Origin of the sequence: Rouxiella aceris (assembly GCF_012933545.1) — a bacterium.
Classification (GTDB): domain Bacteria; phylum Pseudomonadota; class Gammaproteobacteria; order Enterobacterales; family Enterobacteriaceae; genus Rouxiella; species Rouxiella aceris.
Genome location: NZ_JAADJU010000002.1, coordinates 406,787 through 422,386, shown reverse-complemented (window position 1 = coordinate 422,386; position 15,600 = coordinate 406,787). Strand labels below are relative to the sequence as shown.

Genomic DNA, 15,600 nt, shown 5'->3' with positions numbered 1-15,600 from the left:
GTCTATACCCTCAGGATCATAAAGGGCAGAAAAGCGTTAACTTACTTAATGAATCCGCAGGATTAATGAAAGTGGTGATCGCCGCTGCAACTTGAAAAAAAATGAAGGGTATATTGGATCGATAACAACGATGAATGCCGCCTGTCCGTCGCAAAACCGCAAACATTGGCAAGCGTATGGCTTTGCCCTACGCTTGACACAGGAGCGCGGAAAAAGACTTCACATAATAATGGCGGTGATGTCACCCGCAGGCAGTTCCGGCTCTCTTGTAGATCGCGGACAGAGTTGTTAAAGATTATTAAAATAAGGCGCTAAGGAGACTGTAAATGGCTGATAAGAAAGCGACACTTACCCTACAAGGTCATGATCCTATTGAACTTAACGTGCTTACCGGCACCTTGGGTCAAGACGAGATTGATATACGCCCCCTGGGAGCAAAAGGTTTTTTTACCTTTGACCCCGGCTTTACTTCTACCGCATCCTGCGAATCCAAAATTACTTTTATCGATGGCGATGAAGGCATTCTGCTGCATCGTGGCTTCCCCATTGACCAACTGGCACTGAACTCCAACTTTTTGGAAGTCAGCTACCTGTTGCTGTACGGCGAGCCGCCAACCCAGAAAGAATACGAAGATTTCAAAACCATTGTGACTCGCCATAGTATGGTCCACGAACAGATCACCCGTCTGTTCCACGGTTTCCGTCGCGACTCGCATCCTATGGCGGTGCTCTGCGGCGTAACTGGCGCACTGGCTGCCTTCTATCACGATTCCATCGATGTAGAAAATGAACGTCATCGCGAGATTGCCGCTTTCCGCCTGCTGTCGAAAATGCCGACCGTTGCAGCGATGTGTTATAAATATTCCATCGGTCAACCATTTGTCTACCCACGCAACGATCTCTCTTATGCCGGTAACTTCCTGCATATGATGTTTTCGACCCCTTGCGAAGAATACGTGGTAAACCCGGTCCTCGAAAAAGCCATGGACCGCATTTTTATTCTGCATGCCGACCATGAGCAAAACGCCTCCACCTCAACCGTGCGTACTGCCGGTTCGTCAGGTGCCAATCCGTTTGCCTGTATTGCGGCCGGTATTGCTTCCCTGTGGGGACCCGCTCACGGCGGTGCCAACGAAGCCTGTCTGAGAATGCTGGAGGAGATCAGCACCGTTGAGCATATCCCTGCATTCCTCAAACGCGCGAAGGATAAAAATGATTCCTTCCGCCTGATGGGCTTTGGTCATCGGGTTTACAAAAACTACGATCCGCGCGCTACCGTGATGCGTGAAACCTGTCACGCCGTGCTCGAAGAGCTGAACATGAAAGACGACCTGCTGGAAGTCGCCATGAAGCTTGAGCATATTGCTCTCAACGACCCATACTTTATCGAACGCAAACTCTACCCGAACGTTGACTTCTATTCCGGTATCATCCTGAAAGCCATGGGGATCCCATCGTCAATGTTTACTGTGATCTTTGCGATGGCGCGTACCGTGGGCTGGATCGCCCACTGGAATGAAATGCACAACGATGGCGTTAAAATCGCCCGCCCACGTCAGCTGTATACCGGCTACGCCAAGCGCGATTTTACCTCACAGGTTGATGACAAATAAGCCGTCTGCTTCGAGTCAGCTAGCAGTCTGTTCAGCAGTAAAAATAAAGCCCCTGACCGCTTGCCGGTACAGGGGCTTTTTTTATCTCAACCATTAACATCACTCAGATCTGGCATCGCGGACAAAAGAAAAAAGGACGCGACGAGACGCTGTTTTTGACAATGGTACCGCCGCAGCGCTCGCATTGCTGGCCTTCGCGGGCAAACACCTTAAAGCGAAATAATGCGCCGTGATGCGCCGTTTCATCCATGGTACCACGCATGGCATAGGAGTGACGGGCAATAGACAAACAGGCGCTGGCCAACAGCGTGAGCCGATCGTCCGCAAGATCTGCCGGTTTATGGCTTGGCAGCAAGCAGGCAAGCCAGAGGATTTCGGCGCGCAGATAGTTGCCCAGTCCGGCCAAGAATGCCTGATCCAGCAGCAGACCGCCAAGCTGACGATGATAAAAACGCGTCGACAGCAAGCGGGCTTTTACCTGCTCAACGTCAAGCTGATTATCCAACACATCGGGGCCAATGCGCTGTAAAAATGGGTGCTGATTGACTTCTTGCGTCGGCCAGATTTCGATCTCCGACGCGCTGTATAACAAGATGGCGCTTTCCGTGGTAGCCAGTTTTACCCGCAGTGAACGTTTACCGTGATCGATAGTATCGCCCTGCTTAAACACCCGCCAGACACCGTACAGCTGATTATGGCTATACATCGTCAGTCCCTGACTAAAGTGCGTCAACAAGGCTTTGCCGCGGGTTTCAATGGCAGTCACCCGCTCGCCGATCAACGGCAACTGATAAGGCTGCAACCGGGGAAAAGCAAACCATACCTCGGTCAGTGGCCGATCGATCACCGCCTGCTGTAACCGGTCAGCAGCACGACGGATCTCGGGTCCTTCAGGCATTAATGAGTCGCCCCCTCGGCAATCGCCAGATCCTGTTCGGTATGCAGGGCAATGGCAATAGTCAACTCCAGGGCTTTCACCACGGTATTAACTGACATACTGGCCGCTCCCGGATGCCTGGCTGCCTGCTCGGGTAAATAAGGGATATGAATAAATCCGCCTTTTACCGCCTTGCAGTTGCCTTGAGCCAGACGATGCAGCAAGCCGTACATCACATGGTTGCAGACATAGGTGCCTGCCGTTTGCGAAACCATAGCGGGAATGCCCGCCTCGCGCAGACCGCTCACTACCGCTTTGATCGGCAACAACGAAAAATAGGCGGCCGGTCCCTCGGCGACAATCACCTCATCCACCGGCTGTTGCCCGGCATTATCAGGAATACGGGCATCGATAACGTTGATAGCGACCCGTTCGACGCTGATCTCAACGCGCCCTCCCGCCTGCCCGACACAGAGCACCATCAGCGGATCGACCTCATCAATGGCACTGTTCAGGGCCTCAATCGCCTTGCCAAAGACACAAGGCAACTGGCGAACCACAATATTCACCCCGGAAAGCTGCAGGTCATTTAACTTTTTGACCACTTCCCACGACGGATTGACGCGTTCACCGTCAAAAGGCTCAAAACCGGTCACTAATACTTGTCGCATCGTTGCTCCTCAGGCGCAGAAATTACCCCGCGCGAACCTGGATATTCTTTTCGGCAAAGGCGGCACGCAGGCTGCGGGCAAAGGCCAGCGCATGCTCACCGTCCCCATGTAAACAGACGGTATCGGCCTGGACCGTTACCGGTATGCCTTCACAGCTGATCACCTGCTTATTCAAAATCATAGCTAATGTCTGCTGTAAGGCCAGCTGGTCAGTTTCGATGATTGCACCGGGTAGGCTGCGGGGAACCAGGTTACCGTTACTCTGGTAGCGACGATCGGCAAAGACTTCCTGACGGGTCGCCAGTCCCAGCCGTTCACCGGCACGGATCAGCTCGCTGCCCGCCAGCCCCACCAGCCGCAGCGTGGGGTCGACATCCTGTACCGCGCGCGCAATGGCATCGGCCAGTGCCGGCTCGATTGCCGCCTGGTTGTACAACATACCATGGGGTTTGACATGCACCATGCGGCCGCCCTGCGTGCGGGCAATAGCTGCCAGCGCGCCGAGCTGATAGGCCACCTGGGCATAGACCACATCAGGCGGCAATTGCATGGCGTTACGACCAAAGTTCTCCCGATCGGCATAGCCCGGGTGAGCGCCAATCGCCACGCCATACTGAATCGCCCAGCGCACAGACTGCAGCATGGTCGGTGCATCCCCGGCGTGAAAACCGCAGGCGATATTGGCCGAACTGACCAGTTGTAATAACGCCTGGTCGTTGGCACAGCCTTCGCCCAGGTCGGCGTTCAAATCAACGATCATGTAATCCCCACTTGATTTGATCGATAAAGTGGTTCTGCTCATAGCGCGCCTGCTGCGCCTCTTCGAGCGAACATTTGACAAAATGCACCGGCATGCCGAGACGAATTTGCGCCAGATGATAGAGGTCGGCTTCGATCACACAGGCAATACGCGGATAACCGCCGGTGGTCTGCGCGTCGGCCATTAATACAATCGGCTGGCCACCGTGCGGAACCTGGACCACCCCCGGCGTCAAGCCATGGGACAGCATCTCGCGTCGGGTCTCACGCACCAGCTCATGGCCATGCAGACGATATCCCATACGGTTACTTTGCGGGCTCAGTTGCCAGGAGGTACGCCAGAAGGCGTCACGAGCTTCGGCGCTAAATTCCTGATACTCGGGTCCGGGCAGCGCGCGAATACGGTTACCAAACAGCAGTTGTTTTACCCCGAGGGATTTTTGCGGTTCGTTCTGTGCCTTACCCACTGACAGGCGATCGCCCTCTTTTAATGCCCGTCCAGCAAATCCGCCAAAGCCGGCGGTAAGATCGGTACTGCGCGATGCCAGCACCTCGGGCACCTCAATACCGCCTGATACAGCCAGGTAACTGCGCATACCGCGCATCGGTGTTTTAGTGGTCAGGATCTGTCCGGCCTTGACCGGATAACGCCAACCGGTCCATAGCGACTGGCCATCAAGTTCGGCATGGCAACCTGCGCCGGTCATGGCGATCCAGCATTTGCGGGTAAATTCGACGCTAAACTGCCCGAGAGTGATCTCCAATGCGGCGGCGTTTTCTTCATTGCCCACCAGCAAATTGGCAATGCGCAGCGCAGGAATATCCAGTGCGCCGGACAGGCTGACACCGAGCTGGCGATACCCATTGCGCCCCAGATCCTGCACGGTAGTCAGGATCCCGGCTCGTAAGACTTTTAACATACGCCCTCCTTTTGCGGCACAAAGCGTACCCGATCGCCGGGGCGTAACAATGTCGGTAAGTGATGTTTAGGGTTAAACATCGCCAGCGGTGTAAGACCAATCAACTGCCAGCCGCCGGGGGTAACCAGCGGATAAATACCGGTCTGACTGCCACCAATACCGACGCTGCCCGCAGCTACCGTCAGTCGAGGTTCCGCATGGCGTGGGGTGGCCAACACTTCTGGCATCCCACCGAGATAAGGAAAACCGGGCTGGAAACCGAGAAAATAAACTACGTATTCGGCACCGCTGTGACAGGCCACCACTTCGCGCGGCGACATACCGTTATGTCCGGCAACATAGTCGAGGTCGGGTCCACTTTTGCCCCCATAGATCACCGGAATTTCAATCAGCCGTGATTCCGGTAGCACTGCCTGGCTCTCTTCCCACCAGCGCTGTAAGCGTTCAATAGCATCGAGGGCAGAAGTCTGCGGGTCTGTCAGTAATACGGTTAAATTGTTCATGCCGGGGATCACTTCCCGCACATTGGGATAATCGACCAAACGCTGCGCCAGTCCCCAAATTCGCTGCTGGCTGACCAATGAAACCGGCGGTTCCAGTTCCAGCACCACTGCGCTTTCACCTAACAAATAACACCGTGCTCGTTGCACTTTATGACTCCTAAGCCACAGAATTTCTACAGATAAAGATAACGTTATTTATGCGGTAGCGATATACCAAAGGAGGGGGCTTAAATGGCAATTTTTGGTTTTAAAGCCAATGGGCTTTAGAGGAGCTGTTTCGGGTTGGGCTTAAATGGCAATTTCTTGGCTTTAAAGTCAATTCACTCCGAGGAGCTGTATCGGGTTGGGCTTTGGCTTAAATGGCAATTTGTATTTTAAAGTCAATTGGCTATGAGGAGCTGTTTCGGGTTGGGCTTAAATGGCAATTTCTTGGCTTTAAAGTCAATTAACTCCGAGGAGCTGTTTCGGTTTTATAATAGCGGTGGCAGCTTAACCTGCTGTGCCGAACCGAGTTAAGGAGCGCTGGCCCGCTCCTTAACAATCCTGGGCCTTTTGGTGTCTTTGATTCGTCTGCTGCCTATTACCGGCTATGTTTCAGTTACCCCCAGCGTGGCACGAGCCGCGCTGCTGCGCAGTCCCCTTGCTCGGTCGGGAGCCAAAAGCGTCTCCCTCCGCTTCGCGCGGCGCCGTCTCTGAATGTGCCAACTAGCTATGTACACCATACGGTTTAAGAAACTACTGTTTTGTCTTTTTGTCTTTTTGCCTTTCGCAGTTGACCTTTGATGTTGCCGGTTTTGCAGTAAATGTTTCCTGGCCGATTCAAAACCTACGTCGAGCGCAGCGTTGAGTGACAACAGCCTTACCGTTGGCACGAAACCAAGCGAGAGGACCGCGAAGCGGCGTGGTTTAGGCCACGCGCAGGGGTCACTGGAAAGAACTCAAACCGAGGGCACGACACATATCAATTTGGACAGGGCCCGGGATTCTCAAGGGTGCGGGCCCTGGCGCATCCTTGAGGCGGTCTGGGCCGCTGCCCAGTGAGCGCAGCGAATGCAGTTGACGTTGACCTTGAAGTTAAAAGCAAATTTGCAATTAAAACCGAAACCCTTTGCTCGGAGTAAATTGACTTTTAAGCTATAAAGGCGCTCTGGGCCGCCGCCCAGTGAGCGCAGCGAATGCCCTTGACCTTGAAGTTGACCTTGAAGTTGACCTTGAAGTTAACCTTGACCTTGAAGTTAAATTTAAAAACAAAAAGAACTCCTTAAGGTCCTCCCCCTAAAGAAAACCCTCACGCCGGATTATCAATATCAATAAAACTCACCTCCAAACCATATTCCGCAGCCAGCCACTCCCCCAATGCCTTAACGCCGTAACGCTCACTGGCATGATGGCCGACAGCAAAGAAATGCAGGCCCATTTCGCGGGCAATATGAATGGTTTGTTCCGACACTTCACCGGTAATAAAAGCATCGACACCAAAGTCCGCCGCCTGCTGAATAAAGCCCTGGCCACCACCGCTGCACCAGGCCAGACGTCGAATGCGCTCAGGTCCGCCCTCGGCGCTGTGCAATACCTGACGACCCAACTGCTGCTCAATAGTCTGCCGCAAACTGTCAGGGGATACCGCTGCCGGCAAATCACCATAAGGCACCAACGGCATCACTTCGCCCAACACCTCGATGCCGAATAACTGCGCTAATTGGGCGTTATTGCCCAACTGCGGATGAGCATCCAGCGGCAAATGATAACCGTAGAGATTGATATCATTAAGCAACAGCGTTTTTAAACGCTTGCGCTTGATTCCACGCACCGCCGCCGGTTCGTTTTTCCAAAAATAACCGTGATGGACAATCAGCGTATCCGCCTGATGTGCCACCGCAGCATCAAGCAATTTCTGGCTGGCAGTGACGCCGGTAACAATACGTTTTACCTGGCGCGCGCCTTCAACCTGCAATCCGTTGGGAGCGTAATCTTGAAAACTGGCCACCGCCAACTTCTGGTTGATAATGTTTTCTAATTCAATATTGTTCATAAAATTCTGCTCACTCAGGCCAGACAGAACAGCAGGCTAAAAGTGCTGACTGTCGCCCTGCTGCATAAAAATAAAGTTTACGCCGAGGCGATCCCCTTGTTCAAGTTGACGGCGGATCTCGGCACGCGGATCGACACCCGCCAGCAAACTCGGTTTGATATGGCTGATCACCACCTTCAGCCCCTTCAGAGAGCCGGCACCGCCAGCATATTGCTCAAGCTGGGTTAACTCTGTCAGCAATAGCGCCGGCGTCAAATGACCAAACAGCTGGGCGTCGGGCGTTTCATCGACAAAGGAGGTTTCGATAATTATCCCCTTTAGCCGACGCTGCCTGATCTCGTCAGCTAATACTCGCCAGATGGCATTAAGATCGCGAGATTTTTCCTGCTTGTCGGCCCCGGTATCACCAAAGAAGGCAAAAGATTCATTTTCGCGGCTGATCAGCAGCATAGAAGAGGTTACGCCGCCGTGGCTTAGGGGATAGATCACCCCATCCAGCCCGCTGGACGAGAGAGAAAAGCGTTGCCCGGGCCGGGGAGCATTCAGACGATAAGTGCCTAAGCGTTGACCGCTACCGGCATCGGTAAAATTCGGCCACAGCTTCCAGTTAAAAACGTACTGGCGCAGCGCAGAGATGGTTTCCGCGGAGCCGTAAATCGGTTTGCGACTGTCCTGGGGGGAGGCAATAATCAGACCGGCAATATGATCAAGATGGGCGTGGCTGATAAAATAGCCGCTAATCAGATTACGAAATACCGCGCCTTGCGGGGTCAGCGGGGCGGAATTTTCTGCATTGACCTCGGGAAAGCTGCCTTTGGCCAGCGCCTGCTCAATGCCCGGTAACACCGAGCCAGCGTCCAGCGCCAGATAGCGCGGCTGGCTATCGCTGCGGATCAGATAGGAGGTTAAATTGCCTTCCTCAACCCCGCCGTTAACTCCCAGCGCCACCACCTGAAAACCGGCATTGGCACTAAACGCGGCGCAAAATCCTGCGCCGAGTAGCAGTATCCGGGGACCAAATCGGTTTGTCATCACATTGCTCCATCTGCTGTTTATCCTTGATCCCGGCCATGCTCAGGGAAAATCCCCGCAACAAAACCGGGAGATGACCTTACTCGTCAGGCTGGGCGCGTTGCTTGGCCGCTTCAAAGGCAGCCAGAGTGTCTTTACGCGCCACGGCATGATCGATAATCGGCAGCGGATAGTCTAGCATGCGGCGCTGTTTTTCTGCCCAGCGATGGGGTTGATGGATGGCTTTCTCCGGTACCTCGACCAGCTCCGGCAGCCAGGTCTTTATAAAATGCCCTTGTGGGTCAAAACGTTCACCCTGGGTGGTTGGGTTAAAAATGCGAAAATAAGGTGCCGCGTCGGTGCCGGTAGAAGCTCCCCACTGCCAGCCACCGTTATTGGCGGCCAGATCGCCGTCCAGCAGTTGCGACATAAAGTAACTTTCCCCCAGCCGCCAGTCGATCAACAGATCCTTGACCAGAAAACTGGCGACAATCATCCGCAGGCGGTTATGCATCCAGCCGGTGGCATTAAGTTGACGCATAGCCGCATCGACAATTGGGTAGCCGGTTTTGCCCTGTTGCCAGGCCAACAGATCCTGCGGGGCATGACGCCAGCGCACACCATCAGTCCAGGCAACAAACGGACGGTGTTTGCACAACGCGGGCCAGGCCACCAGCAAATGACGATAAAACTCACGCCATATCAGTTCATTCAGCCAGCCAAATGCGCCGCCGTCAGTTCGCTCCAGCACATCGGGGCACTCGGTACGCAAACGGTTAAAACACTGGCGCGGCGACAGTACGCCAATGGCCAGATAAGGGGAAAGTGAGCTGGTGCCATCGACGGCGGGCAGATCGCGCTGCGCAAGATAATCACCGACGTTTTCACGACAAAAGCGTCGCAGTCTGGCCCGCGCCGCCTCTTCGCCAATCGGGAAATCCCCTTGGCTTTCCTGCTGTGGATAATCAAAGGGTTGCAGAGCAACCAGCGGCGGTTGCTGCCCGTTGCCCCTAACTGCGGGAGCGGGTAAAGAGCGGGTGTCGGACTCGCTCAATCGCTGAAGAAAAGCCCGCCGAAAGGGAGTGTAAACTTTATACATATTGCCGTCGCCGGTGGTCACCGAACCCGGCGGCAGCAGTAAACTGTCGTCAAAACGATGGACACGCACCTGCGCGGGCAGTGCGCGATCCAGCGCCGCATCGCGCTGAACTTCGTTGATTTCCACCTGATTATTATAGAAAAGTGCATCAACGCCCTGCTGACGGATAAACCTTTGCAGCCAGTCAACGCTGTCAGCAAACAGCGCGCACTGCTGGTAATAAAGAGGGATCCCGCGCTCGGCCAGCGCCAGTTGCAGCGCTGCCAGATGCTGGTAAATAAAGCTCGCCTGCCTTGGTGCCATTTCATGGGCACGCCATTGCTCTGGCGTGGCGATATACACTGCGATCACCTGCGCATCGGCATCTTCGCAGGCGGCAAATAGCGCACGATTGTCGGTAACGCGCAAATCATGGCGAAACCACACCAGATGAGTGGCCATAACAGCAATTCCTTATGATATTAATGTCCGTAGCGTAAACGCAGCGCCTCGGGGTAAGGCTCAAAATAGCGCTGCTGCTCCAAATAGGCGTCAGGATATTCTGCCATATAGTGCTTAAGCAGGGTAATGGGTGCCAATAGCGGCTGCACCCCCTGACGATAACGGTCAATAAGCTGGGTCAGCTCCTGACGCTGTCCGCTGCTAAGCTGTGTACGGAAGTAACCTTGTACATGCATCAACACATTGGTGTGGTTACGGCGCGTGGCTTTATGGGTCAGCAGGGCCATCAGCTGGTTACGATATTCGATAAAATAGTCGTCCAGCGAACTCCATTTATCCATGCCCGCCACAAAGCGTCCCAGTTCACGATACTGTGGCTGAGAATGGGACAGTAATGCCAGCTTATAGCGACTGTGAAAAGCCATCAGCTTGCCGCGAGATAATCCGGATTTACGCAGCATGCTCAATTCATAAAGGGCAAACACCCGCTCGACAAAGTTCTCGCGCAGCACCGGGTCGTTCAGCCGCCCATCCTCTTCAATCGGCAGCCACGGCAGTTGTTTTTGCAGCTCGGCGGTAAACAGGCCGACGCCGCTTTTACGACAATCTTTACCATTGGCGCTATAGACCCTCACCCGCTCCATGCCGCAGCTCGGCGATTTGGCGCAGACAATATAGCCGCACAGATGCTCCAGCCCGGCCACGCGCTGCTCGGAAAATGCCTGCATTTTCTCGGTCAGATCGACGCTGGGATCGTTACTCAGACACATGCTGATGCTGTCTTCCTGTTTAACCAGCCGCAGCGCCGGGCGCGGGGTGGGTAAACCGATAGCCATTTCCGGACAGATGGGTTCAAAACGGACGTAAGGTGCCAGTTGCTCAACGGCAAACGCCAGACGTTTATGGCCGCCGTCAAAGCGGACATTGTCTCCCAGCAGGCAGGCGCTGATGCCAATAGGAATTAGTTCACTCATATGCGGCTCCATGCGGTTTTTTTTATATGAAATATCTAACAAACATCATAAATATATTCATTAAACTTATACAGAAAATTCACTTTGTACAAGTTTAATGAATTATAACAAACCGGGAGATCTGTGCAGAAAAAGCGGTGGGAAATGTGGGCGATCACATGAAATAAAAACGGCCAGAGGTTTCCCCCTGGCCGTCAGACTGTTGCCAATCAATAAAAATCTTGAGCAGCAATTTCCGACTGCGCCAGCCAGACCGGTTTATCGCTGGTTTTTACCCAGACACGGTGTAAATAGCTGTAAAAACGAGCGCGGTCAGCGCGAAACAACATCACCGGCAGCGCCAGGATCCCGACCAGGACAACCAGGCTACGGCGTAGCGCCATGCGCGGCAGAGAATAAGGCGTGTAATCAGACATCAAAGGTTCTCCCACATGACCAGTCTGACATCCTCAAAGGGCTGGCGGACAGAGACTGGCAAAGTTCATCGTTCGTAAATTAAGCAAATTTTAACGCGATTGCTGTAATTTTACTACTCATCTGACCACTTATTTGCTGGCAAATAGCACAAAAACCCCCTGTATCAGGTAATAAAGTTACACCATTGTTAATTAAACACCCTATCAAATGTTAAAATTCACCACGCCGCCATTTTTATACTTTTTTTACACCCGCCCCGCGCATTTTTTCAGGTTCTTTAGAAAGAGATTTTTATACTCACTGCCACAAAGTCCCTCCCGCCAACCATGGCAGAGGGAAGCATAACTAGGGGGTGGTTTGTGAATATCGGCGTAATCTGCGGCGCACTGCTGGTTCTATTGTTGATCGGCTATTTAGTGTATGCCCTGCTCAATGCGGAGGAGTTTTAAATGGCTGCTCCGGCGTTTTTATTGATTGCCAGTTTTATGCTGGTGTTGCTGTTGCTGTCTCATCCACTGGGCAAATTTATCGCCGGGTTGATTGAGGGAGAAACCGGACCTTGGGTACGCGGCTTTGAACGGCGGGTATTAGGTCTGGCGGGAACCCATGATGCCGAAATGAACTGGAAACAGTACGCACTGGCTATTTTCAGTTTTAACCTGTTGGGGATAGTGTTACTTACCGTCATTTTGATGTTGCAGGGCGTGTTACCGCTCAATCCGCAACAGTTCCCCAGCCTCTCCTGGGACCTGGCCTTTAACACCGCGGTCAGCTTTGTGACCAATACCAACTGGCAGGCCTACAGCGGCGAAAGCGCATTAAGCTATTTCAGCCAGATGGTGGGATTAACGGTGCAGAACTTTCTGTCGGCTTCCACCGGGATTGCCGTCGCCTTTGCGCTGATCCGCGCCTTTGCTCGTCCTTCCGCCAGCACGCTGGGTAATGCCTGGAGCGATTTACTGCGCATTACACTGTATCTGCTGCTGCCTATCTCTTTGCTGCTGGCACTCTATTTTGTCAGTCAGGGTGTACTGCAAAATTTTGAAGTCTATCAGCACGTCACCACGCTCGAAGGGGTGCAGCAAACCTTGCCGATGGGGCCAGTTGCTTCGCAGGAAGCGATTAAAATGCTGGGGACCAACGGCGGCGGCTTCTTTGGTGCCAACTCGGCACATCCGTTCGAAAACCCGACGGCGATGACCAATATGGTGCAAATGCTGGCCATATTCATAATCCCTTGCGCGCTGTGCTTCGCCTTTGGCCGCGTGGTGGGTGATAACCGTCAGGGCCATGCGCTGCTATGGGCCATGTCGCTGATTTTTGTCGTGGCGGTGGTGGCGGTCATGGCGGCAGAGTTGCAGGGTAACCCGCATCTTTCAGCCCTCGGTGCCGACAGCAACGGCAATATGGAAGGTAAAGAAATGCGCTTTGGCATTCTGGCCTCCAGCCTGTTTAGCGTAGTCACCACAGCCGCCTCCTGTGGGGCCGTTAATGCCATGCTCGACTCCTTTACCGCTCTCGGCGGCATGATCCCAATGTGGCTGATCCAGATCGGTGAAGTGGTGTTTGGCGGTGTCGGCTCTGGCCTGTACGGCATTCTGCTGTTTGTGCTGCTGACGGTGTTTATTGCCGGGTTGATGATTGGTCGTACGCCGGAATACCTCGGTAAAAAAATCGATGTCTTCGATATGAAGATGACAGCATTGGCGATCCTGGTTTCACCGACGCTGGTGCTGCTGGGCACCGCGCTGGCCCTGGTCACCCCTGCTGGTCTGGCGGGCATCCTTAACCCCGGCGCTCATGGACTGTCTGAAGTGCTTTATGCCTATTCGTCTGCGGCCAATAACAACGGTAGCGCCTTTGCCGGCTTAAGCGTCAATACCCCGTTCTATAACCTGACACTGGCGGTGGCCATGTTCTTTGGGCGCTTTGGGGTGATCCTGCCGGTACTGGCGATTGCCGGTTCGCTGGTAGCCAAAAAACGTCAACCCGCCGGCAACGGCACCCTGCCCACCTCGGGACCGCTGTTTATCGGTCTGCTGGTCGGCACTGTGTTGTTAGTGGCGGCACTGACCTTTATTCCGGCGTTGGCGCTGGGCCCGGTGGCTGAACATTTACAGGTATGGCTGGCACAGTAATGCCGGGTCTGCACCTTGTTCCGTCCAACAGAAGTCCTGAAAATATTGATAGAGATAATACGATGACTCGCAAACAACGCGCCCTGTTTGAACCAAGGCTGATCCGCACCGCGATCCTCGATGCGATAAAGAAACTGGACCCTCGCGTTCAGTGGCGTAATCCGGTGATGTTCGTAGTCTATTTGGGCAGTATCCTGACCGGTCTGATCTGGCTGGCAATTTTGACCGGAAAAACCCAGGGCAGCCTGGGCTTTACCGGCAGCGTATCGCTATGGTTGTGGTTTACCGTGCTATTTGCCAACTTTGCTGAAGCACTGGCCGAGGGACGCAGTAAAGCGCAGGCCGAAAGCCTGAAAGGGGTGCAAAAAACCAGCTGGGCGAAAAAACTGTATGAACCTCGTCGGGAGTCACCGCCGATCAAAGTGTCCGCTGATAGCTTGCGCAAAGGGGATTGGGTCTTAATCGAAGCCGGGGATACCGTACCCTGCGATGGTGAAGTGCTCGAGGGGGGAGCGTCGGTAGACGAAAGCGCCATTACCGGCGAATCCGCACCGGTGATCCGTGAATCCGGCGGTGACTTCTCCTCAGTTACCGGTGGGACGCGAGTACTGTCTGACTGGCTGATTGTGCTATGTACCGTCAATCCGGGAGAAACCTTTCTTGACCGTATGATTGCCATGGTAGAAGGCGCGAAACGTCGCAAAACCCCTAACGAAGTGGCGCTGACCATTTTGCTGGTGGCGTTGACCCTGGTGTTTGTGCTGGCTACCGTCACCCTCTATCCTTTCTCGCTGTTTAGCGTCAGCGCCAGCCAGGCGGGGATGCCGGTGACTATTACCGTGCTGGTAGCGCTATTGGTCTGTCTGATCCCAACGACTATCGGTGGCCTGCTTTCGGCCATTGGCGTAGCGGGGATGAGTCGCATGCTGGAAGCTAACGTCATTGCCACCAGCGGGCGCGCAGTAGAAGCCGCCGGGGACGTCGACGTGCTGCTGCTGGATAAAACCGGCACCATCACCCTCGGTAACCGGCAGGCGGCACAGTTTTTACCTGCACCACAGGTTGATGAGCAGGAACTGGCCGACGCCGCCCAACTGTCGTCGCTGGCGGATGAAACGCCGGAAGGACGCAGCATTGTGGTGTTGGCCAAACAGCGCTTTAATTTGCGCGAACGGGATATCCACTCCCTTAATGCCACCTTTGTGCCCTTCTCGGCACAAACGCGGATGAGCGGTGTGAATATTGGCGATCGGGTGATCCGTAAAGGTGCGGTTGATGCCATTCGTCGCCATGTTGAATCCAATAACGGCCACTTCCCCCCTGCTGTAGAAGGCCTGGTGGAAACGGTAGCGCGCAAAGGTGGCACACCGCTGGTGGTAGCTGACGGTGCACGGGTATTGGGCGTGGTAGAGCTGAAGGATATTGTCAAAGGCGGCATCAAGGAACGTTTTGCCGAACTGCGCAAAATGGGCATTAAAACGGTGATGATCACCGGCGATAACCGGCTGACCGCTGCCGCCATTGCCGCCGAAGCCGGGGTGGATGATTTCCTGTCCGAGGCAACGCCGGAAGCCAAACTGGCGCTGATCCGCCAGTATCAGTCGGAAGGTCGCTTAGTGGCCATGACCGGCGACGGCACCAACGATGCGCCAGCGCTGGCGCAGGCTGATGTGGCCGTGGCGATGAACTCGGGAACTCAGGCCGCCAAAGAGGCGGGAAATATGGTCGATCTCGACTCCAACCCGACCAAGCTTATTGAAGTGGTGCATATCGGCAAGCAGATGCTGATGACCCGTGGTTCGCTGACCACCTTCAGTATTGCCAACGACGTGGCAAAATATTTTGCCATTATTCCGGCAGCTTTTGCCGCCACCTACCCGCAGCTTAATGCGCTGAACGTGATGCATCTGCACTCGCCTTCGTCAGCCATTATGTCGGCGGTCATTTTTAATGCCCTGGTGATCATCTTCCTGATCCCGCTGGCGCTGCGCGGCGTCAGCTATAAACCGATGAGTGCGGCAGCGCTGCTGCGTCGCAATCTGTGGATTTATGGCGTGGGCGGCCTGTTGGTGCCGTTTGTCGGCATCAAGCTGATCGACCTGCTGCTGACCGTAATGCAACTGGGCTAACCTGAAAATAGAAGGC

Annotated in this window: 14 protein-coding genes; 4 read left to right on the top strand and 10 right to left on the bottom strand. The window is 54.2% G+C overall.

What is annotated here, in order from left to right; genetic code table 11:
• Window positions 1–326: 326 nt before the first annotated feature.
• Window positions 327–1,613 (top strand): citrate synthase, encoded by a 1,287-nt coding sequence (locus GW590_RS05495; protein ID WP_169401998.1) that lies wholly within the window; start codon window positions 327–329, stop codon window positions 1,611–1,613.
• A 103-nt stretch (window positions 1,614–1,716) separates the two neighbouring features.
• Here the strand turns inward: GW590_RS05495 and nei are convergent, their stop codons facing one another.
• The 10 genes from nei to GW590_RS05445 form a co-directional block, all read right to left on the bottom strand.
• Window positions 1,717–2,511: an endonuclease VIII gene (nei, locus tag GW590_RS05490; protein WP_169401997.1), complete on the bottom strand. Its 795-nt coding sequence runs from the start codon at window positions 2,509–2,511 to the stop codon at window positions 1,717–1,719.
• Window positions 2,511–3,161 (bottom strand): pyroglutamyl-peptidase I, encoded by a 651-nt coding sequence (gene pcp, locus GW590_RS05485; protein WP_169401996.1) that lies wholly within the window; start codon window positions 3,159–3,161, stop codon window positions 2,511–2,513. Before pcp ends, nei begins: the two co-directional genes overlap by 1 nt.
• 22 nt (window positions 3,162–3,183) lie before the next feature.
• Window positions 3,184–3,921: a 5-oxoprolinase subunit PxpA gene (pxpA, locus tag GW590_RS05480; protein ID WP_169401995.1), complete on the bottom strand. Its 738-nt coding sequence runs from the start codon at window positions 3,919–3,921 to the stop codon at window positions 3,184–3,186.
• Window positions 3,911–4,840: a 5-oxoprolinase subunit PxpC gene (gene pxpC, locus GW590_RS05475; RefSeq protein WP_169401994.1), complete on the bottom strand. Its 930-nt coding sequence runs from the start codon at window positions 4,838–4,840 to the stop codon at window positions 3,911–3,913. Before pxpC ends, pxpA begins: the two co-directional genes overlap by 11 nt.
• Window positions 4,834–5,490 (bottom strand): 5-oxoprolinase subunit PxpB, encoded by a 657-nt coding sequence (gene pxpB / locus GW590_RS05470; protein ID WP_169401993.1) that lies wholly within the window; start codon window positions 5,488–5,490, stop codon window positions 4,834–4,836. Before pxpB ends, pxpC begins: the two co-directional genes overlap by 7 nt.
• A 1,141-nt stretch (window positions 5,491–6,631) precedes the next feature.
• On the bottom strand, window positions 6,632–7,375 hold the full coding sequence (locus GW590_RS05465; RefSeq protein ID WP_169401992.1) for a type 2 GTP cyclohydrolase I: 744 nt from the start codon (window positions 7,373–7,375) through the stop codon (window positions 6,632–6,634).
• 36 nt (window positions 7,376–7,411) lie between these two features.
• The gene (locus GW590_RS05460; RefSeq protein ID WP_169401991.1) at window positions 7,412–8,407 is read right to left on the bottom strand and encodes an MBL fold metallo-hydrolase; all 996 of its coding nucleotides are present in this window, start codon (window positions 8,405–8,407) and stop codon (window positions 7,412–7,414) included.
• 79 nt (window positions 8,408–8,486) lie between these two features.
• The gene (phrB, locus tag GW590_RS05455; RefSeq protein WP_169401990.1) at window positions 8,487–9,926 is read right to left on the bottom strand and encodes a deoxyribodipyrimidine photo-lyase; all 1,440 of its coding nucleotides are present in this window, start codon (window positions 9,924–9,926) and stop codon (window positions 8,487–8,489) included.
• Window positions 9,927–9,946: 20 nt separating this feature from the next.
• Window positions 9,947–10,900: a YbgA family protein gene (locus GW590_RS05450; protein ID WP_169401989.1), complete on the bottom strand. Its 954-nt coding sequence runs from the start codon at window positions 10,898–10,900 to the stop codon at window positions 9,947–9,949.
• Window positions 10,901–11,109: 209 nt separating this feature from the next.
• A complete protein-coding gene (locus GW590_RS05445) occupies window positions 11,110–11,316 on the bottom strand; it encodes a YbfA family protein (RefSeq protein WP_169401988.1) in 207 nt (68 codons plus the stop codon).
• Window positions 11,317–11,676: 360 nt separating this feature from the next.
• On the opposite strand from GW590_RS05445, the gene GW590_RS24450 reads away from it, so the two are divergent.
• From GW590_RS24450 to kdpB, 3 genes are all read left to right on the top strand, one after another.
• Window positions 11,677–11,766, top strand: coding sequence for a K(+)-transporting ATPase subunit F (locus GW590_RS24450; RefSeq protein ID WP_169401987.1), 90 nt, complete (start codon window positions 11,677–11,679; stop codon window positions 11,764–11,766).
• Window positions 11,767–13,455 carry a potassium-transporting ATPase subunit KdpA gene (kdpA, locus tag GW590_RS05435; RefSeq protein ID WP_169401986.1) on the top strand — a complete coding sequence of 563 codons (1,689 nt, stop codon included), beginning with the start codon at window positions 11,767–11,769 and terminating at the stop codon, window positions 13,453–13,455.
• 62 nt (window positions 13,456–13,517) lie between these two features.
• Entirely contained in the window at window positions 13,518–15,584 is a 2,067-nt protein-coding gene (gene kdpB, locus GW590_RS05430) for a potassium-transporting ATPase subunit KdpB (RefSeq protein WP_169401985.1), read from the top strand.
• Window positions 15,585–15,600 lie beyond the last annotated feature (16 nt).